Origin of the sequence: Methylosinus sp. RM1 (assembly GCF_011378635.1) — a bacterium.
Classification (GTDB): Bacteria; Pseudomonadota; Alphaproteobacteria; order Rhizobiales; family Beijerinckiaceae; genus Methylosinus; species Methylosinus sporium.
The window spans coordinates 209,055-228,759 of sequence record NZ_WOVC01000002.1 but is presented as its reverse complement, the minus strand read 5'-3'; the positions used below and the strand labels follow the sequence as shown (position 1 = coordinate 228,759).

The 19,705-nt window shown below is 65.1% G+C and carries 18 protein-coding genes and 1 pseudogene; 4 read left to right on the top strand and 15 right to left on the bottom strand.

The annotated features are described in order from the left end of the window. From FMZ75_RS02385 to ettA, 6 genes and pseudogenes are all read right to left on the bottom strand, one after another. A pseudogene (locus tag FMZ75_RS02385) lies at nt 1-258 on the bottom strand (IS66 family transposase); the annotation flags it as partial. Between the two features lie 49 nt (nt 259-307). Further along, entirely contained in the window at nt 308-661 is a 354-nt protein-coding gene (tnpB, locus tag FMZ75_RS02380) for an IS66 family insertion sequence element accessory protein TnpB (RefSeq protein ID WP_166141172.1), read from the bottom strand. Continuing rightward, complete coding sequence (locus FMZ75_RS02375; protein ID WP_246728725.1) at nt 658-1,065, bottom strand: transposase; 408 nt, start codon at nt 1,063-1,065, stop codon at nt 658-660. The genes tnpB and FMZ75_RS02375 overlap by 4 nt, the downstream gene beginning before the upstream one ends. Nucleotides 1,066-1,402: 337 nt before the next feature. Next, nucleotides 1,403-2,398, bottom strand: coding sequence for a ParA family protein (locus tag FMZ75_RS02370; protein ID WP_166141171.1), 996 nt, complete (start codon nt 2,396-2,398; stop codon nt 1,403-1,405). Next, nucleotides 2,395-3,576 (bottom strand): RNA-binding domain-containing protein, encoded by a 1,182-nt coding sequence (locus tag FMZ75_RS02365; RefSeq protein ID WP_166141170.1) that lies wholly within the window; start codon nt 3,574-3,576, stop codon nt 2,395-2,397. Before FMZ75_RS02365 ends, FMZ75_RS02370 begins: the two co-directional genes overlap by 4 nt. Before the next feature lie 34 nt (nt 3,577-3,610). Next, on the bottom strand, nt 3,611-5,263 hold the full coding sequence (ettA, locus tag FMZ75_RS02360; protein ID WP_166141169.1) for an energy-dependent translational throttle protein EttA: 1,653 nt from the start codon (nt 5,261-5,263) through the stop codon (nt 3,611-3,613). Nucleotides 5,264-5,444: 181 nt separating this feature from the next. Between ettA and FMZ75_RS02355 the strand changes: the two genes are divergently transcribed. The 4 genes from FMZ75_RS02355 to ppa all read left to right on the top strand — a co-directional run bounded on the left by FMZ75_RS02355 (nt 5,445) and on the right by ppa (nt 8,623). Continuing rightward, nucleotides 5,445-6,437: an NAD-dependent epimerase/dehydratase family protein gene (locus FMZ75_RS02355; RefSeq protein ID WP_166141168.1), complete on the top strand. Its 993-nt coding sequence runs from the start codon at nt 5,445-5,447 to the stop codon at nt 6,435-6,437. Nucleotides 6,438-6,550: 113 nt separating this feature from the next. Next, on the top strand, nt 6,551-7,423 hold the full coding sequence (gene uppP / locus FMZ75_RS02350) for an undecaprenyl-diphosphatase UppP (protein ID WP_142863533.1): 873 nt from the start codon (nt 6,551-6,553) through the stop codon (nt 7,421-7,423). A gap of 117 nt (nt 7,424-7,540) precedes the next feature. After that, nucleotides 7,541-8,062: a GNAT family N-acetyltransferase gene (locus tag FMZ75_RS02345; protein ID WP_036293876.1), complete on the top strand. Its 522-nt coding sequence runs from the start codon at nt 7,541-7,543 to the stop codon at nt 8,060-8,062. Between the two features lie 27 nt (nt 8,063-8,089). Beyond that, the gene (gene ppa, locus FMZ75_RS02340) at nt 8,090-8,623 is read left to right on the top strand and encodes an inorganic diphosphatase (protein ID WP_108915689.1); all 534 of its coding nucleotides are present in this window, start codon (nt 8,090-8,092) and stop codon (nt 8,621-8,623) included. A 65-nt stretch (nt 8,624-8,688) separates the two neighbouring features. Here ppa and FMZ75_RS02335 read toward each other — a convergent pair whose 3' ends face one another. The 9 genes from FMZ75_RS02335 to FMZ75_RS02295 form a co-directional block, all read right to left on the bottom strand. Then, nucleotides 8,689-9,075 carry a DUF1636 domain-containing protein gene (locus FMZ75_RS02335; protein ID WP_166141167.1) on the bottom strand — a complete coding sequence of 129 codons (387 nt, stop codon included), beginning with the start codon at nt 9,073-9,075 and terminating at the stop codon, nt 8,689-8,691. A gap of 29 nt (nt 9,076-9,104) precedes the next feature. After that, nucleotides 9,105-9,590, bottom strand: coding sequence for a hypothetical protein (locus FMZ75_RS02330; RefSeq protein ID WP_166141166.1), 486 nt, complete (start codon nt 9,588-9,590; stop codon nt 9,105-9,107). Nucleotides 9,591-9,679: 89 nt separating this feature from the next. After that, nucleotides 9,680-10,381, bottom strand: a complete 702-nt coding sequence (locus FMZ75_RS02325) for a Crp/Fnr family transcriptional regulator (protein ID WP_166141165.1) — start codon at nt 10,379-10,381, stop codon at nt 9,680-9,682. A 334-nt stretch (nt 10,382-10,715) separates the two neighbouring features. Next, a complete protein-coding gene (gene metW, locus FMZ75_RS02320) occupies nt 10,716-11,375 on the bottom strand; it encodes a methionine biosynthesis protein MetW (protein ID WP_166141164.1) in 660 nt (219 codons plus the stop codon). A gap of 3 nt (nt 11,376-11,378) precedes the next feature. Beyond that, on the bottom strand, nt 11,379-12,542 hold the full coding sequence (locus tag FMZ75_RS02315; protein WP_370464660.1) for a homoserine O-acetyltransferase: 1,164 nt from the start codon (nt 12,540-12,542) through the stop codon (nt 11,379-11,381). Between the two features lie 138 nt (nt 12,543-12,680). Next, the gene (bcsN, locus tag FMZ75_RS02310) at nt 12,681-13,658 is read right to left on the bottom strand and encodes a cellulose biosynthesis protein BcsN (RefSeq protein ID WP_166141163.1); all 978 of its coding nucleotides are present in this window, start codon (nt 13,656-13,658) and stop codon (nt 12,681-12,683) included. A 19-nt stretch (nt 13,659-13,677) separates the two neighbouring features. Beyond that, a complete protein-coding gene (locus FMZ75_RS02305; RefSeq protein WP_166141162.1) occupies nt 13,678-15,588 on the bottom strand; it encodes a hypothetical protein in 1,911 nt (636 codons plus the stop codon). A 323-nt stretch (nt 15,589-15,911) separates the two neighbouring features. Continuing rightward, complete coding sequence (locus tag FMZ75_RS02300) at nt 15,912-17,063, bottom strand: glycosyl hydrolase family 8 (RefSeq protein WP_244594549.1); 1,152 nt, start codon at nt 17,061-17,063, stop codon at nt 15,912-15,914. Beyond that, the gene (locus FMZ75_RS02295) at nt 17,060-19,690 is read right to left on the bottom strand and encodes a cellulose biosynthesis cyclic di-GMP-binding regulatory protein BcsB (RefSeq protein WP_166141161.1); all 2,631 of its coding nucleotides are present in this window, start codon (nt 19,688-19,690) and stop codon (nt 17,060-17,062) included. Before FMZ75_RS02295 ends, FMZ75_RS02300 begins: the two co-directional genes overlap by 4 nt. Nucleotides 19,691-19,705 lie beyond the last annotated feature (15 nt).

Here is a 19,705-nt window from a genome sequence, read left to right as displayed (position 1 = left end):
CTGATCGGGATCGAGCTTCTCCGAACGCTTGCCGAAACGCGCGCGTTCATATTCCTTGACGAGCAGTTGCAGACGTTCGACGGTCTCCTTCGACGCCGCAAGCTCGCTCTCGATGTGAAGGCGCGCGGCGAGCTCATGATCGGCGCGGATGCGTTCGACTTCGAGCATGGCGCGCTGAGCTTCGAACAATGCGCGCAGCTCGGCGCGCAGATCGGCAGGCAGCTCTGCGAGTCTGGCGGGATCGAAGCTCGGCGTCATGTCGGCGATTCTATCGCAAGCGAGTCGCCGAATGAAGCCGAAGTTGCGATCAGTTCGCCGCGGTCGGAGTCGCCACGATCCGCTCGCCGACGCGCTTCCAGTTGAGCCCGTCGAATAGAGCTTCGAACTGCACCCGGCTCAATTGCAGGACGCCATCGCTGATCTGCGGCCAAGAAAAACCGTTATCGCCAAGACGCTTGTAGATCAGCACCAGTCCGGTTCCGTCCCACAGCAAAATCTTCAAGCGATCCATTCGCTTCGAGCGGAACACGACGATGAGGCCGGAATGCGGATCGAGTCCGAGCTTGTTCTGCACCAGAGCGGCCAGCGCGTCATGCCCGCAACGAAAATCGACGGGCCGCACGGCGAGCACGATCCGCAACCCCTGTGACGGAATGATCATGCGCCACGCTCCAGCGCAGTCATGATCTCGGCGATGCGCGTCGGGGCAGTGTCCTGCTCCAGCCGCAACACGACCTTGCCGACGACGATCTCGATTTTCGCATCGCTCTCGTTACGAACGGAGGGCCGCTCGAGCTCGATGTCCACGAACTCCGCAGGACCGTCGGTCACAAGCGCGAGCCGCCCGGTGCGCGCCTGCCGGCGCCACTGCGTCAATTGCTGCGCGCATATCCGATATTTGCGGGCGACATCGGCGACGCGCGCTCCAGGCGCGAGGCTCTCTCGCACGATCCGGCCCTTCAGCTCCTTCGACCACAGCCGATTGCCCGAACGTGAACGACGAAAATCCACACGTCCCACAAATCCCGCGCCAAAAGCCGTATCGACCGTCGCATTCTCGTTCATCTTCGGATCCTTCCAGAGACATGGCTGTCCCTCCGAAGAATCTCACATCCGAAAATCCTTCCGAACCCAAAGAATCAATGGGGTCGCGACGGCGCTTACGAGATACCGATCGAGTTCCCGACCTATGACCTCTTGATGGTGTGGCGCTCGCTGCAGGACCGCGAGCCGGCGCACGCTTGGCTGCGCCGCGAGATCGTGGAGATTTGCCGCGGCGTCGTGGAGAGGCCGGAGGACAGCGAGTTGCAGCATGCGCGGGAAGAAGGAAAGGCGCCAGCGTAATGCAACCACCGCCTCAGCGCCACCTCGAGTGGAGCAAATAGTGTGAACTGTGCGCTCGCTAAAGACGGAGTCGATCGATAATTTTGTCGGCCAGAGCTCGAAAATTTTTCCTGGCCTCGATCACGCCGGCCTGATGCGCGCCAATTGCGCCATCCGCCGCCCTCAGGTCGAAAATCGGTTTCATTGCATCCTGCGCCATCGGCATCAAGGATCGATAATCCTTCAATTCCGCGAGGCAGTTGGGATCTTGATGCGGATCGCGGCAACTTACGTCGACCTGTCCCAGGACGTATTGTCGATAGGCGGCGGGCATTTCCGCCGCCCAATTGAGATAGGCTCGCGCCGGACGTCCCGAGCGCATCGAAAAGCGGCTGATGACATAGCCGATGGGCTCCATTGCGCCCTCAGGCGCTTCGAAACCCAAGCCTTGTGGCACGCGCTTCTTTTTTTCCGACCAGTCTTCCCGCCAAGTGGTCAAGGTCTTGCCGACATTTTTCAGCCCCTGAAGCGAGAATGCATCGCTGCCGAGAGGAATCACAACATGATCACTCGCCACCAGGGCCGCGCGATTCAGCGGTCCGAGATTCGGGCCGACATCGATGAGCGCTATCGTCGCGTTTTGCTTGCGCGCCACCGCAGCGATTGCCCTATGGAAACCGCATATCGTCCGAAACGCCTTCTTTTTCGTCGGCTCTTCGGAGGAAAGGCAATTCCCCCATTGAGTGGACAATTCGCTTTCGGCTCCGGAAAGAGCCAAATCGCCAGGGATAAGCGTCAGGCCTTCCGTCATGATTTCGGCGTCCACCTCGGCGAGGTCGCCCAACCCTTCCAGCAAAGGCAGAAACGCCTGATAGATGGTTCGAACGCCATGGCCCGTTTCCAACAGCCGCGCCGCACGATCCTCCCCGAGGAAAAATGTCGTGACATTGGCTTGCGGATCGAGGTCGCAGACGACCACTTTATAGCCCATCTCATTGAGCATCCAGGCCAAATGAAAGACGAGCGATGTCTTGCCGACGCCGCCTTTGTTGTTGAAGAAGGCGACTGTCTTCATCGAGCGGCTCGCACTACGACGAATACGAAATTTCCGTCAGCACGTATTTCCAACGGCGGATTACCATTATCCTCCAGTGACTTGCGTGCGAGAGGAATGCCTACGCCGAACCTCTCCACCAAGCCTAAATTATGCATCGCTTCCGCGACATTCGGATTCCGATATCCGGTGAAGCCCGGCTCTCCCAATTTGTCCGGTTGGATTTGAAACGGACCGCCGGGATTATCGATTTGGATTCTGTCGTCGAACCAAGTCACTCTGATCGGCGCGGCGATTTCGTAATCACGGTGCATGACGGCGTTTCGGACAATCTGCTGAAGGGCGACCATCGGATAGAGCGACTGCTTGACATGCCGCCCGCCGGGGATGGTCAGTGATGTCACATTATGCGCGGAGAGCTTTTCCTCCAGAACACGTACGACGACGTCGATAGTGCCACTCGAACGCGCCTCATCGATCGTGTCGTCGGTGATTTTGTCCCCCGCGACCCGACGAAATTGCACATAAGCGCCGGGCAACCAAGAAAGTGGATCGATTCCGACGACGAGCAAACCGGTCGGCGTGGCGCGGCCCTCTCCATCCATGAGCTTGAGAGCGGCGAGCTGTTGCTCCACCGAACGCCCGTTTTCCGCCAAAACCAACGGGTTCACGGCCTCGGTCAAATAGTCCAGTTGAAATCGCTTCACATCCAGATCGCCGATCGCGCTTCCCGAGATGCCGCGCGCATCGAAAGGCAACGCCCGGCCTTTGCGTTGCTCGATAAGCCTTCGTTCTTCCTCCGACGTTGCCCGCGTAGTCGTTGTTCCGATCCGCACATAAGCAATGCCGTGACGGCGAACGGGGGGCGATTCCGACGGAGAGACCTCCAGAACTATTACCGTTTTGTCCTGAACGGCGACGGGCGTGACGGTCATCGAGGGGGTCGGTGTAATGTTTCCGTCCACTCGAAGTTGCGCCAATTTTTGCAATGTCGCGTCGTCACTCGGCGTTCCGACGATTCGTCCATCTTTGTCGACGCCGATCAAGATCAATCCAGGGTTGCCGAGCCCGCTGATGTCATTGGCGAACGCGCACACGGTCTTGCTGACGCCATCGAGACCGGCGATCGATTCCTTGAACTCTATCGTTGTCGCTTCGCCTTTGGTGGCGAGCGCCTCGAGATCGTGTGGAGCAGGCATGTCGCCTCTCTCTCAGCAAGTTTCGATCATTCATTCACCGCGAGAATTTCTTATATTTCAGCCGATGCGGGATGACGCTGTCGAGCCCCAGGCGACGCTTCTTGTCTTCCTCATAATCGGCGAAATTGCCCTCGAACCATTCGACATGGCTATCGCCCTCGAAGGCCAGCATGTGCGTCGCAATGCGGTCGAGGAAGAAGCGGTCATGCGAGATGATGACCGCGCAGCCGGCGTAATCCACCAGCGCTTCTTCGAGCGCGCGCAGCGTGTCGACGTCGAGATCATTGGTCGGCTCGTCGAGCAGCAGAACATTGGCGCCCTGTTTCAAGATTTTGGCGAGATGCACGCGATTGCGCTCGCCGCCCGAGAGCATTCCGACCTTCTTCTGCTGGTCGGTTCCCTTGAAGTTGAAGGCGCCGCAATAGGCGCGCGAATTGATCTCGCGCTTGCCGAGATAGATGATGTCATTGCCGCCGGAAATCTCTTCCCACACGGTCTTCTTGTCGTCGAGCGCGTCGCGCGACTGATCGACATAGCCGAGCTGCACGCTCTCGCCGACGGCGACGGCGCCATTGTCCGGCTTTTCCTGGCCGGTGATCATGCGGAACAAAGTCGTCTTGCCGGCGCCGTTGGGGCCGATCACGCCGACGATGCCGCCGGGCGGCAGCTTGAAGGAGAGATCGTCGATGAGCAGGCGATCGCCGAAGGCCTTGGACACATGCTCGATATCGATGACATTGGCGCCGAGGCGCTCGGCCACCGGAATGACGATCTGCGCCGTCGTCGGCGCCTTCTCGTTCTGCTTGGCGACCAATTCCTCATAGCGCTGGATGCGCGCCTTGGATTTGGCCTGGCGGGCCTTCGGCGAGGAGGAGATCCACTCGCTCTCCGCCTCGAGCGCGCGCTGGCGGGCCTTGTCCTCGCTGCTCTCCTGCGCGAGGCGCTTCTGCTTCTGCTTCAGCCAGCTGGTGTAATTGCCCTCATAGGGAATGCCGCGGCCGCGATCGAGCTCGAGAATCCAACCCGTGACATTGTCGAGGAAGTAGCGATCATGGGTAACGATCAATATCGCGCCCGGATAATTGCGCAAATGGCCCTCGAGCCAATTCACCGTCTCGGCGTCGAGATGGTTCGTGGGCTCGTCGAGCAGCAGCATTTCCGGCTGCTCGAGCAGCAGGCGGCAGAGCGCCACGCGGCGCCGCTCGCCGCCCGAGAGCTTGGTCACATCGGCGTCGTCGGGGGCGCAGCCCAGCGCCTCCATGGCCTGATCCACTTGGCTGTCGAGATCCCACAGGCCCTTGGCCTCGATCTCGTCCTGCAGACGGGTCATCTCGTCCGCCGTCTCGTCGGAATAATTCACCGCGAGATCATTGTAGCGATCGAGAACGGCCTTCTTCTCGGCGACGCCCAGCATCACATTGCCGCGCACGTCGAGCTCTGGATCGAGCTGCGGCTCCTGTGGCAGATAGCCCACGCGCGCCCCCTCGGCGACGAAGCCCTCGCCGGTGAACTCCTTGTCCGTGCCGGCCATGATGCGCAGCAGAGTCGATTTGCCGGCGCCGTTGACGCCGAGCACGCCGATCTTGGCGTCCGGGTAGAAGGAGAGATTGACGTTGTCGAGGACCTTCTTGCCGCCCGGATAGGTCTTGGTGAGACCTTGCATATGATAGATGAACTGCCGCGCCATGGGTGATCCGGTCCTGTTGGAGAAAGAAACTGGGCGCGATGTTTAGCGCCTTTTGGGCGGAAGTGAAAACCGGCAATTTGGGCCGGGCCGCCGCCGCCGCGGAAGCTCCGTAGGGGGCCGGAAGTTGACAGCGACGGGGCTTTTCCGTCAGAGCTTGCCCGTCTCCAACGAGAGCGGCCTCATGCGCGTCTTCGTGACCGGCACAGCCGGATTCATCGGCTTCCATCTCGCAAGGAAACTGCTCGAGCGCGGCCACAGCGTCGACGGCTTCGACGGGATGACCCCTTATTACGATGTGACGCTGAAAGAGGCGCGCCACGCCGCGCTGGCGCGTTCCCCCGGCTTTCGGCCCCATATCGCCATGCTCGAGGATATGGAGGCGCTGACCCGCGCCGTCACGGCGGCGGAACCCGAGGTCATCGTTCATCTCGCCGCGCAGGCCGGCGTTCGCTACAGCCTCGAGAATCCGCGCGCCTATGTCGACGCCAATCTCGTCGGCGGCTTCAATATTCTCGAGGTCGCGCGGATGCGGGGCGTCGCGCATCTGCTGATGGCGTCCACCAGCTCCGTCTATGGCGGCAATCAGGATGTGCCCTTTCTGGAGAGCGAGCGCGCCGATTTTCCCCTCACTCTATACGCCGCCACGAAAAAGGCCAATGAGGCCATGGCGCATTCCTATGCGCATCTATGGGCCATTCCGACGACCATGTTCCGCTTCTTCACCGTCTACGGCCCCTGGGGCCGGCCGGATATGGCGCTGTTCAAATTCGTCGACGCCATCGAGAAGGGCCGGCCGATCGACATCTACAATCACGGCGAGATGCAGCGCGATTTCACCTATGTCGGCGATCTCGTCGAGGCGATCACGCGCCTCGTGGACCGGGCGCCGGCGATCGGCGCCGACGCATCGGTCTCGCCGGTCGCGCCTTTCCGCGTCGTCAACATCGGGCGCGGCGAGCCGATCGGCCTGCTCGATTTCATCGAGGCGATCGAGCGCAAATTGGGCAAGACCGCGATCCGCAACTACCTCGAGATGCAGAAGGGCGACGCCCCCCGCACTTTCGCCGATTGCTCGCTGCTCGAGCAGCTCACCGGCTATCGGCCGCAAACCTCTGTGGAGGAAGGGGTTTCGGCTTTTGTCGACTGGTATCGCGACTATTATGGCGCCGCCTGACGGCGGAGCCGTGAGCAATCCTTAACCATCTGTCTGAGACAAGACCGCAACCGCCGCGCGGAGGCGATTCGCCTCGAAGGCGCGGCCGCCGGCCCCGTTTCGGAGAACGTTCCATGGCCTTGGCTTGCACTTCGGGTCTCGACACCGGCTTCGTCGAGCTCGGCTATGCGAAAGTGGCGGCGCTCGGCGTCGTGCAGGGCATTACCGAGCTGCTCCCGATCTCCTCCACCGCGCATATGCGCATCGTGCCCGCCCTGCTCGGCTGGAAGGATCCGGGCTCGGCCTTCTCGGCCGCCATGCAGCTCGCCGCGCTCGCCGCCGTGGTCAGCTATTTCTGGCAGGATATTCGCGCGCTGGCCTTCGGCTCCGTTCGCGCTGCGCTGCGGCGCGATTTCAGCGACTGGAGCTTCCGCTTCGTCGTCTGGATCGCCCTCGCCACGATCCCCATCGGCCTCGCCGGCGTGGCTTTGTCAAGCGTTCTCAACACTTGCGGCTCGCCGCTGCGCTCGCTGCCGGTCATCGGCATCTCCTGCATCGTCATGGCGGCGCTGCTCGCCATCGCCGAGCTCTATTGCAACCACACCCGCACGCTGGACCATGTGAGCCTGAAGGATGCGCTGGTCGTCGGCTTCGCCCAGGTGGGCGCGCTGGTGCCGGGCGTCTCGCGCTCCGGCTCCACCTTGACCGCGGCCCTGTTCCTGGACCTCAAGCGCGAGCAGGCGGCGCAATTCTCCTTCCTGCTCGGCCTGCCGGCCATCACTTTGGCGGGCCTCAAGGAGCTCTACGAGCTGCACAAGGCCCATCTCGACGGCCATGGCTGGTCGGTGCTGGCGGTCGGCCTCGTCGTCGCCTCCATTTCGGCCTTCGCGGCGATATGGGGGCTGATGCGCTTTCTGGAGCGTTTCTCCACATGGCCCTTCGTCGCCTACCGGGCCTTCATCGGCGTCGTTCTGCTCGCCGGAGCCGCCACCGGCCTGCTGTCCTGAGCGGCGAGGGACGGGGCGCCGATTCGGTCGTTTCGGCGCCGCGATCTTTTATTTTTGTTCGCTTTGTCGACGCCCGGCTCTTGCCCAAACAGGCCCTCGGGACCTAACATCGGAACCATGGTCGAGACCGCCACCCTCATTCGCCATGCTGGACCCGGCGACGCCGAGGCGATCACGCATGTGCACGACGCCTCCTGGCGGGACGCCTATCGCGGCGTCATCCCGGGCGGGGAGCTCGAGCGCATGATCGCCCGTCGCGGGCCGCAATGGTGGGCGCGGGCGATCGTGCGGGGCAGCGGCATTCTGGTGCTGGAATTCGACCAGGACGTCGTCGGCTATGTCACCTATGGGCGCAATCGCGTGCCCTCCATGCCCTATTCGGGCGAGATCTTCGAGATCTATCTTCTGCCCGAATATCAGGGCCTCGGCTTCGGCCGTCGCCTGTTCAACGCCGCGCGGCAAGAGCTCGCCGCGCATGGCTATCTCTCCACCATCGTCTGGGCCTTGGCCGATAACGACAAGGCTCTCGCCTTTTATCGGCGGCTCGGCGGCCTCACCGTCCGCCGCGCGGAGGAGCGCTTCGGCGACGACATGCTGGCGCGCGTCGCCTTCGGATTCGTCTCCGCGCCCGTCCGCTGACTTATCCCCACCCCCAGGAGCTGCTAGATGCGTCTCGACGCCATTGAAATCGGCGCGAATCCTCCATTCGAAGTCAATGTCGTGATCGAAGTGCCGCTCGGCGGCGAGCCGATCAAATATGAGCTCGACAAAGCCTCTGGAACGCTCGTCGTCGACCGTTTCCTCTATACGTCGATGCGCTATCCCGGCAATTACGGCTTCATTCCGCACACTCTGTCGGAAGACGGCGACCCCTGCGACGTGCTGGTCGCCAACACGCGGCCGATCGCGCCCGGCGCGCTGATCGCGGTGCGGCCGATCGGCGTGCTCTACATGCGCGACGAGGCCGGCGGCGACGAGAAGATCATCGCGGTCCCCGCGCCCAAGCTGACCAAGCGCTACGACAAAGTGGAGAACTACACAGACCTGCCCGACATCACGACGCGGCAGATCGAGCATTTCTTCGCCCATTATAAGGACCTCGAGCCCGGCAAATGGGTCGAGGCGGCCGGCTGGGGCGACGCGGACGCGGCCCGCAAGATCATCAACGAGGCGATCGAGCGGGCGAAAAAGGCCGAGTAGCAGAGAGCGAATAGAGAGTAGCGAGCAGCAAAAAACCATTCGCTACTCGCTATTTCGCTATTCGCTCACCCCTTCGGCGCCGGCGGCGTGCGCGAGATCACGCCCTTCCGCATCGCCTCCGGCCGATCCTTCTTCGGCACGAGGCCGGTTTCCGAAGCCGTATAGCGGCGCGCCGATTCGATGAGATCGTCCACATCGGCGGCATTGTCGAAATCGCCCAGCACATAGGTCCATTTGCCGCGGGCGGCCATGGCGACCGTGCAGGGGCGCGAGCAGACGCCGAGGCACTCCACCGGCTCGGCCGCCACGATTGCGCGATCCTCCGCGGACAGGCGCGCGTCGAAAGCCTCGAGCAGCGCCTTGCCCGGACGCGCCTCGGGATCGTCCTTGGCTCGGCAGACAGTGCACACATAGACAGTCGTTTTCGGGACAGTCGTTTCCGGCTGGCTCACATGACCTCCTTCACCGCCGCTCCGGCGGCTCACATTTTGGGCGGCTCATATTTGCATTGGGCCCCGCCGCCGGCCTTTTGCGCGATCTCGTCCGGGTCGATCGTGCAGTCGAGCGCGGAGACCGCAGCATAAATCGTTCCGGCGGCGCCTTCGGGCGGCGCGCCGACCTCGAGCAGCGTCGCGAAGATTTCATGCGCGAGGCGGCCGGCGACCCGGACCTTCTTGTCGCCGAAGGTCAATTCGCACGCGTGCTGCGTGATGTCCACATTGCTCGCGCGGCAGCTGATCGCGTCGACGGCGACCTCTATGGTCTTGCCCTTGGGAAAAGCGATTTTCGCATGGCCGTCGGCGAGCGCCGCCAGCGCCGTCTTCTCCTTCGGCGTGACGCCCGGCGCATATTTGCCGACGAGCGCGGCGAGCGACAAGGCGCCGGCTCCATCCGTCGTGGCGGCGCCGGCGAACGCCGCGCCATTGGCCGCGAGAACAAAAAGGGCCGTCGAGAAAATCCGTTTCATGCGCAATTCCTCCGTCTCGGCGCGTCGCGCGCGAGTGGTGGAGGATCATCGCGCGCCCCGCCGAAATCAAGGCGAGGACGCAACAGAAGTCAGGCGAGCGCGCCGCGGCTCTCGATCAGATCGCGCCGCTCGGAGGGCAGGCAAGGCTCGCGCTCGCCGCCACAACATTCGCTGGAGAGGCGCGCGACATTCTCGATCGACACATCGCGCGTCTCCGTGCGGACGCCGATCTCACGCAGCTTGGCGAAAGCGCGCGACAGCGTCTCCTGCTTGACGCCGAGCCGCGCGGCGATGAGGCGCTTGTCATAAGGCAAGCGCACGCTGCAGCTTTCGGCGTTCGGCGGACATAGCGACAAGAGAAAACGCGCCAGCCTCTGCTCGGCGGTCTGCCCTTTGAGCGATTCGATCTCGCCGATGAGGCCGCTCAATTTGCGCGCCGCTTCTTCGATCACCGCCGATGCGAGCGCGGGAGATTCGCGCAGCATGAAACGAAAGCGCGGCGCCGAGAGCTTCATGAGATGGGCCTGGCCGATCGCTTCCGCGCCGACGCGATAGCTTTCGCCGTCCGGCGTCAACGCCTCATAGAGACTCTCGCCGACATTGCAGATATTGATGAGAGTCTCGTCGCCGCAGACGGCGGTGCGCGTCAGCTTCACGAATCCGTCGAGCACGATCGCCACATGAAGCGCATGGTCGCCTTGACGAAAAATCGTCTGTCCGTCTTCGAATTGTTCTAATTTGGCGTCGCGCGTGAGCCGCTGCATCGACTGTGCGTCGACAGTCGCAAACATCGGCACGTCTCGTAGAGACGGCGGCTCCAGCATCAGCGCGCTCCCGCGGTCGCCGACGATGTTCAGCGCAAATCGGCGCTTGTCCGTCGGTCATTGCGAGCAATCTATCGTGAAGCTTCCCCTCGGGAAAGCGGTCGTTCTGGACAGGAGGTCGCACGCGGCGCGCGCCGCAGACCAACGCCCGCCGCATAAAAACGGCGATCTGCTTTGAATTTCTAGCGTTTTCGCAAATCGCGCGGCGCTGTGCGGCCAATCGCGCGCGCTTTGTCTCGGCAATATTGCGCAGCGGCGGAGCGCCGCGAAATTCAATCGCCTAAGTATTTTCAGCAGCTAATCATGATATTTTTTTCGGCGCATCGCGTTCGAGCAGGAAGATCGCCTGCGCGCCGAACAGATTCCACACCCACCAAGGCGCGTTCACGCGGATCGGCGCGCCGGCGTGATCGAGCGCGACGCCGCGCTCTATATGCGCGCCGAGCGCTTCGACGAGATCGACGAAATCTCTTATCGTGCAAAGATGTATGTTCGGCGTGTCGTACCAGGCGTGCGACAGCGTCGAGGTCTGCGGCATCCGGCCTTTGGCCAATAGCGACAGCCGCACTTTCCATTGGCCGAAATTGGGGAAGGACACGATCGCGCGCCGACCGATGCGCAGCATTTCGACCAGCACCTGACGCGGATGATGCGTCGCCTGCAGCGTCTGCGAGAGAATCACATAATCGAATCCGTCGGTCGGATAATCGCGCAGATCCGTGTCGGCGTCGCCTTGAATCACCGACAAGCCTTTGGCCACGCAATCATTGACGCCGCGCTGCGACAATTCCACGCCGCGCCCGTCCACTTGCTTGGTGTCGGCCAGCAATTGCAGCAGCGCGCCGTCGCCGCAGCCGACATCGAGCACGCGGCTGCCCGGCGCGACCATCGCCGCGACCGCGGCGAGATCGAGACGAACCGGGCGCTGCTGCTCGCTCTTCGGAAAAATGGGGGCGTTCATCGGCTAAGCCTCCTCGGCCCGCGGCAGGCCGCGCGCCGCGGCGGCGGCCTCCAGGAAACCGCGCGTCGTCGCAATGAAATCCGGCTCATAGACGAGAAAGGCGTCATGCCCCTTGTCGCTGTCGATCTCGACGAAAGAGACCGAGGCGCCGCCCGCGTTGAGCGCATGGACGATGGCGCGCGAGGCGGAGGTCGGATAGAGCCAATCGGTGTTGAAGGAGACGACGCAAAAGCGCGTCCTCGTGCCCTTGAACGCCTGCGCCAGCGAGCCGCCGTAATCGGCCGCGAGATCGAAATAATCGCAGGCGCGCGTGACATAGAGATAGGAATTGGCGTCGAAGCGATCGACGAAGGCCATGCCCTGATAACGCAGATAATTCTCGATCTGGAAATCCGCGTCGAAGGAGAATGTCGGCGCCGCGCGGTCCTGCAGCTTGCGGCCGAACTTGCGTTGCAGCGCCGGCTCCGAGAGATAGGTGATATGCGCCGCCATGCGCGCCACAGCGAGGCCTTTCTCCGGCCGCACGCCCTGCTCGAGATAACGCCCGCCGCGCCAATCGGGATCGGCCATCACCGCCTGCCGGCCGACCTCGTGAAACGCGATATTCTGCGACGAGTGCTTGGGCGCCGTCGCGATCGGCATGGCCGAAAAGACGCGCTCGGGATAGCTCGCGGCCCATTGCAGCACCTGCATTCCGCCCATGGAGCCGCCAGCGACGCAAAAGAGCTGGTCTATCCCCAAATGGTCGATCAGCATCGCCTGGGCGCGCACCATATCGCGAATGGTGACGACCGGAAAATCGAGCCCATAGGGCCGGCCGGTCGCGGGATTGATCGAGGACGGCCCGGAAGAGCCGAGACAACCGCCGACGACATTGGAGCTGACGATGAAAAAACGCTCCGTGTCGAAAGGCTTGCCGGGACCGACCATCACATCCCACCAGCCCGGCTTGCCGGTCAGCGGATGCACATTGGCGGCGTGCTGGTCGCCGGTCAGCGCATGGCACAGCAAAATGGCGTTGGAACGCTCTGCGTTCAATTCGCCATAGGCCTGATAGGCGATCGTCAAAGGCGTGACGCAGCCGCCGCCGTCGGTGACGAGCGGCCGGTCCGGCGGGAACTCGACGATGCGCCCATTGAGCGGGTCCGAAGAGGACAACGTCTCTATGGCGGGAAGCGCATTGGCCAAATTCTTCTCTCCTGTTCGATATGCCGAACAATTTGTTCGGCAGCATCGACGGCCGGGAGAAGAGTGTCAAGACCTCGGGTGTCGGGCGACCGGCCTCGCCGGAGCGGGGTCCTGGGCTCACCGCGCCCCAGATTTGGGCGGCCCGGCGAAAGCCTGCGGCGGCAGGCCGGGATCGAAGCCCGACGAAGCGGCGCGGATTTCGACCGGCTTCGGCGGCGTGCTGTAGCGGCGCACTTGGGTCGTCGTCTCCTCATGGATCGTCTCGCGAAGCGTCGGCCTCGACCGCGCCTTCAGGACGGGCGGCCGCTTCGCCGGACGTGCGATGCTCGCCACCGTCGTCGGCGACGCGAGCCGGTCGCCGACCGCCGGAGCCGGGAAAGGCGCGTCGCCGCCGCTGCGGGCGGCCTCGACCACTCGCTCGACAGTGGCGGCCTCGGCGGCGCGCAGCCGCGAGAACCAATCGGCGAATTGCCGTTCGGTGACGCCCTTGCGGCACAGACGCAGCCGGATTGAAGCGGGAATCTCATCGCCGCGGACGATCGTCGTCGCCGTGGCTTCGGGCCGGGCGACAGCGCGCAGATCGTCGACCCATTGCCAGGCGAAGGCGCAGCGCGTTCCTTCCGGCCCCGGCCCGACGGCGAGGCCGAAGGGTCCGAGATCATTGCGCAACGGCTTGGCGACGATGCGCATTCGCGTCGCCGGAAAGCGCAGCGACAGCTCTTGGCGCACGCCCTCCTCCGTGGGCTTGCCCATGGGAATCTCGCCCTCGCGGCCGCCGCCGGCCGGCGCCGTGCGAATGTCGACGGTCATCTCGTTCCAGCCCTTGCCCATCACGGCGCGGTCGAGCGCGACGCTCTGGCGCCAGCCGTTGGCGTAGCGGCGCTCCTCGAGGCCGCCGCGCACGCGCGCCTCGGCCGGCAGCGCCAGAATGGCGGCGGCGCCGCTGCGCGCCTCGACGCCCCGCGCCGGCGGCGCGCCGGCGGTGGCTCCGGTGGGCGTCGGATCGACGGCCAGAATGCCGCGCGTCGGCGAGCAGGCGGAAAGGCCGAGGGCGAGCAGAAAGAGCGGCGGCGAATGTCTGAAAAATTGTCTCATGACGAAATCTCCGAAAGGATCAACGAGTCTGGCTCTGCTTGGACGTCGGCAGCGAGAGGACGGCGGCGAGGTTCGGCGGCGGCGCGGCGCCGTAGCGGGTGCGCGGCGCCATTGCGGTGGCGACATGCTCGGCCGCGCCGGCCGTCAGCTTGGCGCCGGCGTCCGCCTTCTGCTGGCCGATCCAGGCCGGATCGGCCTCCTGATTGGCCCATTGCGTGCCGAGGGGGGCCACCTGCTCGGAGGCCGGCGGCCAAGTGGCGAGATCGACGGCGTTCCAGCTGGGCGAGAGTTGAAAGCCATAGCGCTCGGAGGGCATGGGCCCGACCCCTGGAACGCGCCGCGCCACAAGCGGCGCCTTGCCCGTCTGCGGCTCCGCCCTCAGGCCGACAGGCGCCGGCGAGCCCGCGGCCGAGCGCGCCTGCGCCAGCGGCTGGAAGCGCAGCGGATTCTCCGCCGCGACGGCGATGGGGAACTTGCCGCGCACGGCTTTCAGCACGCGCTCGCGCTGCTGCGCCTGCGCCGCCACTTTGGCGGCGTCGGGCGTCGTCGCCTCTTTCTTGTCGGCCTCGACGCGCAGGCGATCGCGCTCGGCGGCGAGCGCCGGGCCGGCCGGCCCCGGCACGACATAGCCGGCCATCTTCACCGCCGGCCCATGCGCCTTGGCGGCGATGCGCGAATCGCAGGGGAAAGGCGGATGATAATAATCATCCGGGAACAGCAGCTCGACGAGCTTGGGGAACAGCCCGTCATAGCGATTGATGAGCTCGAGCGCCTCCTTGTCCTGGCGCAGACGCTTCAACGTCAGCACATAGCCATAGACGGTCGCCTCTTTCGGAAACCAGGCGACCGCGCGCTCGAACCAGAAGCGCGCGACGTCGAACTGGCAGGAATTATAGGCGTACCAGCCGAGGCCCTGCGCGCCTTCGCCGGAGGCCGATTCGATCGTCACCGCCGCATAGCGGGCGAGGCGCGCCGGCTCGAGATAGGGCGGCGTCTCCTGGGTGAGATCGCGCTCCAGAAGATCGAGAAAGAGAATGCCATTGTTCACCAGCGGCGCGCGCCAGGCATAGGCCACCTCCTCCGCCTCGCGGCGCAGATCGAGCGCGCGCAGCGTATGGGCGAGCCCATGCGCGATCATGGCGTCGCCGCCATGCTCGATCGCCGCTTTGAAGGATTCGAGCGCGGCGCGAAAATCGCGGCGCTTATATTGCAGCCAGGCGACGAGGCCGAGCTGCTGCGGCTCGCGCGTCAGCTTGGCGAAGCTCTCGAAGCGTTGCAGCTCCTGCGGCGAAATCTCGTCCTTGCGCTCGTCGCGCAGCACGGCGACGATGCGCGCGCGGGTGATGTCGATCGCCACCGGGGCGAATTCGTCCTCTGGCTCTTTGGAGCTCTTGCGCGCTTCGACGAGCAGAGCCTCGACATCGCCCATATGCAGCGCGGCCATCGCCTTCTGCATGGTCGCGAGCCGAATATGCTTGTCCTCATTGGAGGCGAAGATCGATTTATACACATCGATCGCCTCGCTGATCTGACCTGTGCGGGCGAAGGCTTCGGCGATCGTCCATTGCGATTCGACATCGGCGTTGGCGGCGAAAAAGCGGCTGTCGCGCGCGAAGGAGGCGATGTCGAGCCAGCGCCCCTCGCGCCAGAAGGCGAATATTTTGTTGCGCTGCTCCTTCTGCTCGAGCTTGCGCATGAGATCGGCGGAAGGGCGCCAGCCGGGCATGTCCTTGCGGCGCGCCCCGATGATCTCGTGCAATTCGTCGAGCTTGTCGGCAGCGAACAGCTCCCACAGACCCGCCTCGTCGACGTCGCCGCGACGCGGGCCATAGAGATCGGCCGGCGGCTCGAAATTAGGATAGAGCCGACGCAGCCGCGAGAATTCGGCGCGCACGCGGGCGCGCTGATCGAGCGAAGCGTAATAGCGCAATGCGAGATCGTCGGGCTTTTCGCGCTCGGATGTCGCGCCGGCCGCGGCCGTCTGACGAACGATGAAAGGAGCGCGCTCACCCTCCCCTTTAGGGGGAGGGTCGGACCGCGAAGCGGTCCGGGGTGGGGTTCCACGAAGAAGACTCGGCGGAAGCACCCCCTCCCGAGCGCCTTCGGCGCTCGACCTCCCCCCTCGAGGGAGAGGTGGTGAAAACGCCTCTTCCGGCGCCTTTTCGACGACAAATTGCGGAGCGGCGCCCTCGGCGTGGAGCGCCGAAGGGGCCGCCGACGAAGTGGCGGCGCAGGCCGCGAGAAGGAGGGCTCTCAATTGGCGAGACACGACGAATACCTCATTTGCGCGGCAAGCAGCGCCAGCAGATGCAGAGTGGCGGGGTAATAGTCTTCATTGGCTCTCGGCGCGGCGAAATCGGCGGGCAGCTTGCCGCCGTCGACGACGCAGGAAACCAGCGCGGCGATCGACGCTATGCCGCCGCCGCCGAACTGGCCGACATCCTTGCCGGAAGCGACGTCGACGATCGGCGGCGCCTCCTTGGCGCGCTGCGCCCAGGCGAGAAAGGGCGCGTAATGGGCGCGCTCGCCGACGCCGGCCCAGGCGAGATAGAGCGGAATGCGCACGGCGTTATAGGCGAACTCCGGCGCGAAGCCCTCCGCCGGCCGCGCCCGCCAGCCCTCGAGCGCGATCCAATCGGCGGGCAGAGTCTGCGGCGTCGGCCGCGACGCCTCGAGCAGATCGAGACCGGTCTGCGTGAGGCCCGCCCAATCGACCTCCGGCGCGACGCTGTCGAGCCGCGCCAAGGCCGGGAAAACATAATAGGAGAGATTGACCACAGGCCCGTCGGAGCGATCCGAGGCGTTGAAGCCGGCGACCGCCGGCAGCAGCAGCGCCCCCATCTTGGTCTTGAACAGCACCACTTTGCGCGACAGCTCGACGGCGATGCGCCGCGCCGCCATGCGCAGCGGCAAATCGTCCCAATATTCCGCCGCCTCCGCGAGCGCCCAGGCGATCAGGAGATCGCCGTCCGAGGCGTTGTTCATGTCGCCGACGGCGGGACGATGCTGCGGATCGAAGCGCCAGGCGACGAGCTCGTCGTTGCGCACCATGAGATTGGCGCGCGTCCAGCCCCACAGGCGATCGAATGTGGCGCGATCATTGGCGGCGACGGCGAGCAGCATGGCGTAGCCCTGCCCCTCACTATGGCTCACATGGTCATTGGCCGTGTCTATGACGCGGCCCTGCTCGGCGATGAAGCGCTTTTTATACGCCATCCACGCCTCGGGCGATTTCAGCGCGCCGCCGAGCTTGATCTTATGCGCGTCGAGCGAGAGCGGAACGCCGATCGCGGCGGAGATTTCCGCGATCGGCTCGGCGCGCGTGACGGCCGGCGCGAGAGCGACGGCGAGGCCGAGAGCGACGGCGAGGCCGAGAGCGGCGACGGCGAGTGACGCAATTCTCATCTCGAGCTCCTTCCGATATTGCGCGTCAGCCATCGCGTGGAGGCGGCGAAGAGCGCGGCGACGAGAATTGCGAGGCCCACATAGACGCCGGGATGCAGCGACATCCATCCGGCGGCGATGAGCCGAAGATTGCCGAAGGACAAAGGCCGCGTGACGATGAAGCGCGGACTGTCGGCGCCGCTCGCCGCGACGGCGGCGTCCGTCATGTCGAGCATCGCGAGCTGGCCCTGCACGCGGCGCGAGACGCGCGGATCGACGAGACAGGCGGAGGCCTCCGCCAGAGTCGCAGCGTTGGGCGCGGTGACGATGGTCCAGACATCCTTGGCCGTGTCGCCGAGGATCGTCTGGCTCATCGCCAGCGAGGCGCGTTGCGGAGCGACGCGGTCGGCGGCCTCCGCCTCGAAGCCGGCGCGCAGCCATTGCGCGGCGTCGGCGACGCGCGCCGCGCTCCACACGCCGGCGACGCGCAGCCGCTCGACGACGCCATAACCCCAATGGCCCTCGCGGCGCAGATCGTCGCGCCAGGCCTCGAGCAGGTCCCGCTCGCCATCGGGGCGCTCCAGACGGCCGACGGGCGTCGTGCCGACGGGCGCGAAATCGACGCGCTCCGCCTCGCCGGAGGGAGGCGGCGGCGCGCTCGCTCCTCCCGACTGCGCGGTGATCGTCTTGTCGAGCATGTTGCGCGGCGCATAGCAGGCCATGGGAAAATTGCGCTGCAGGACGAAGCGATTGCGCGCCGCGATCTCGAGCGGCGACAGCCGCTTCTCCGACGCTTTGCGGCGATCGGCGGTCAGATGCGGCCCCCATGCCTCGCGCAATGTGTCGGCCGGCATGTCGAGACGTTGCAGCAGCGCGGCGTCGAAGGAATCGAGCGGCGCGACGGCGAGCGTCGGCCCCTGGCCTTCGCCGGGCGGCGTATCGACGATCTCGAAATCGATCGGCTTGCCGGCGGCGATGGCGAAATGCGCGACGATCGTCGCCGCCGCGCCCACAGCGTCGGAATCGAGCGACGGCATATAGAGCTTCGGCCGTCCCTTGGCGCCCGCATAAGGGAAGCCGCCGGACGCCGTCACCGCGAGATCGGGCATTTGCGCGATGCGGGCGATCGGCGGCAGCTCGATCTCCGTCTCGTCGAGGAAGAGAAAGCGCTTGGCCGCGCGCATCGCCGCCAGCGGATCGCAATCGGCGTCCTGACGCGTCGGCACATGCGCCTCGATCTCGATGCGATTGAGGCCGGGCTTCAGAAAGCCCAGCGGCAAGGGCAGCGGATTGTCGCGGAAGACGTCGCCCGACGCCTTCAGGAGATTGAGGCTCACCGCCGTGCGCTCGTCCACCTTGACGACGATCTGCGCATTGGAGTCGAGCCCCGCCGCATAGCCGCCGGCGAGGCGCAGCAGCGCATTTCCGTAATCGGCCGCATAGAAATCCGGCGGCATGACGATGTTGAAGGCGGCGCGATAGAGACGCCCGGTGAACTCCTCGCTGGCGACGCCGAGATCGCGCAGCTTCACCTTGCGGCCGCCGTCGAGCCGATAGCCCGGAAAGGCGGCGGACGCGCGCAGCCCCTGCGGCGATCCCTTGGGCGCGGCCGACACGAGGAGACGGCGGATCGCCTCATCCACTTCCGCGGATGTCGCGCCCGTCACCACAATGCCGGCGCGACGGCCGGGCGCGGCCGGCAGCACGAAAGCGCGCGGCTCGTCTATGGGGCCGGCGCGCGAAAGATCGACGCGGCCGGCGAGCTCGGCGGCGGCGCCGACGAAGAGATTGACGCCATAGCGTCCGCCCGCGGCGGGGCCGGCGTCGACGACCGGCTGCTCGAAACGGCCGGCGAGCGAAATCGCTTGCGCCGCGCGCAACATGCGCTCGATCTCGAGAGGCTTGGCGTTGGCGCCGAGCACGGCGCGGATCGGCAGCGCGCCCTGCTCGTCCGGCGGCAGCGCGCCGAGATCGGAGAGGCTGACGACGCCCGGATCGTCCTCCGGCAGCACCAGGCCGGTCTCGGTCGGATCGATCTGCGTCCACAATTCATAGGTCGCCTCGAGCGAGCAATCGACGCGATGGCGCTGGCTCGTCGCGATGCGCACCGAATTGAAGCCGGGACGCATCACGCCCGGCGGAATGTCGAAGACGATGGTCTCCACTTCCTGCACCGCGCGGATCGGCGTGTCGCCGATCGTCTGATCGTTGATCGTCAGAGTGAGCGCGGAGGCCTCCGGCATCACCGACACGGCGGCGAGATAGCCGATGCGAAATTGCAGACGGCGCGACGCCTGCGCCTCGGTGACATAGATCGGCCATTCGGACGAGCCGATCTCGCCGGCGAGGCGATAGCCTTGAATATTATTGGTGAGATGCCGCAGCATCGCGCCGGCGACGATCGGCCGCGGCGGCGCGACAGGCGCTGCGGCCGGCGTTTCCACCGCCGCGATGCGGGACGGCTCGCGCGCGGCGAAACGCGCGGGGATGATGGGCTGGAGGCGGGTCGCGGCCGGCTGCGGCCGCTCGACTTGCAGATGGAACAGCTGCTCTTGCGGCGCTGTCGTGAAGATCGCCTGGGCGGAGGCCGCGGCCGGCGTCAGCGCCGTCGTGGCCGCGAGCAGAGCGGCGAGGACTCGGAACTGCATTTTGGCGCTCATTTT

Excerpts from the sequence above, each read along its gene's own strand:
- FMZ75_RS02355 (WP_166141168.1), top strand. The coding sequence starts at position 5,445 with ATGCGCGTCTTCGTGACCGGCACAGCCGGATTCATCGGCTTCCATCTC.
- FMZ75_RS02365 (WP_166141170.1), bottom strand. The coding sequence starts at position 3,576 with ATGCCTGCTCCACACGATCTCGAGGCGCTCGCCACCAAAGGCGAAGCG.
- FMZ75_RS02370 (WP_166141171.1), bottom strand. The coding sequence starts at position 2,398 with ATGAAGACAGTCGCCTTCTTCAACAACAAAGGCGGCGTCGGCAAGACA.
- ettA (WP_166141169.1), bottom strand. The coding sequence starts at position 5,263 with ATGGCGCGGCAGTTCATCTATCATATGCAAGGTCTCACCAAGACCTAT.
- FMZ75_RS02375 (WP_246728725.1), bottom strand. The coding sequence starts at position 1,065 with ATGAACGAGAATGCGACGGTCGATACGGCTTTTGGCGCGGGATTTGTG.
- FMZ75_RS02300 (WP_244594549.1), bottom strand. The coding sequence starts at position 17,063 with ATGAGAATTGCGTCACTCGCCGTCGCCGCTCTCGGCCTCGCCGTCGCT.
- uppP (WP_142863533.1), top strand. The coding sequence starts at position 6,551 with ATGGCCTTGGCTTGCACTTCGGGTCTCGACACCGGCTTCGTCGAGCTC.
- ppa (WP_108915689.1), top strand. The coding sequence starts at position 8,090 with ATGCGTCTCGACGCCATTGAAATCGGCGCGAATCCTCCATTCGAAGTC.
- FMZ75_RS02330 (WP_166141166.1), bottom strand. The coding sequence starts at position 9,590 with ATGAAACGGATTTTCTCGACGGCCCTTTTTGTTCTCGCGGCCAATGGC.
- FMZ75_RS02345 (WP_036293876.1), top strand. The coding sequence starts at position 7,541 with ATGGTCGAGACCGCCACCCTCATTCGCCATGCTGGACCCGGCGACGCC.
- bcsN (WP_166141163.1), bottom strand. The coding sequence starts at position 13,658 with ATGAGACAATTTTTCAGACATTCGCCGCCGCTCTTTCTGCTCGCCCTC.
- FMZ75_RS02325 (WP_166141165.1), bottom strand. The coding sequence starts at position 10,381 with ATGTTTGCGACTGTCGACGCACAGTCGATGCAGCGGCTCACGCGCGAC.
- FMZ75_RS02295 (WP_166141161.1), bottom strand. The coding sequence starts at position 19,690 with ATGCAGTTCCGAGTCCTCGCCGCTCTGCTCGCGGCCACGACGGCGCTG.
- metW (WP_166141164.1), bottom strand. The coding sequence starts at position 11,375 with ATGAACGCCCCCATTTTTCCGAAGAGCGAGCAGCAGCGCCCGGTTCGT.
- tnpB (WP_166141172.1), bottom strand. The coding sequence starts at position 661 with ATGATCATTCCGTCACAGGGGTTGCGGATCGTGCTCGCCGTGCGGCCC.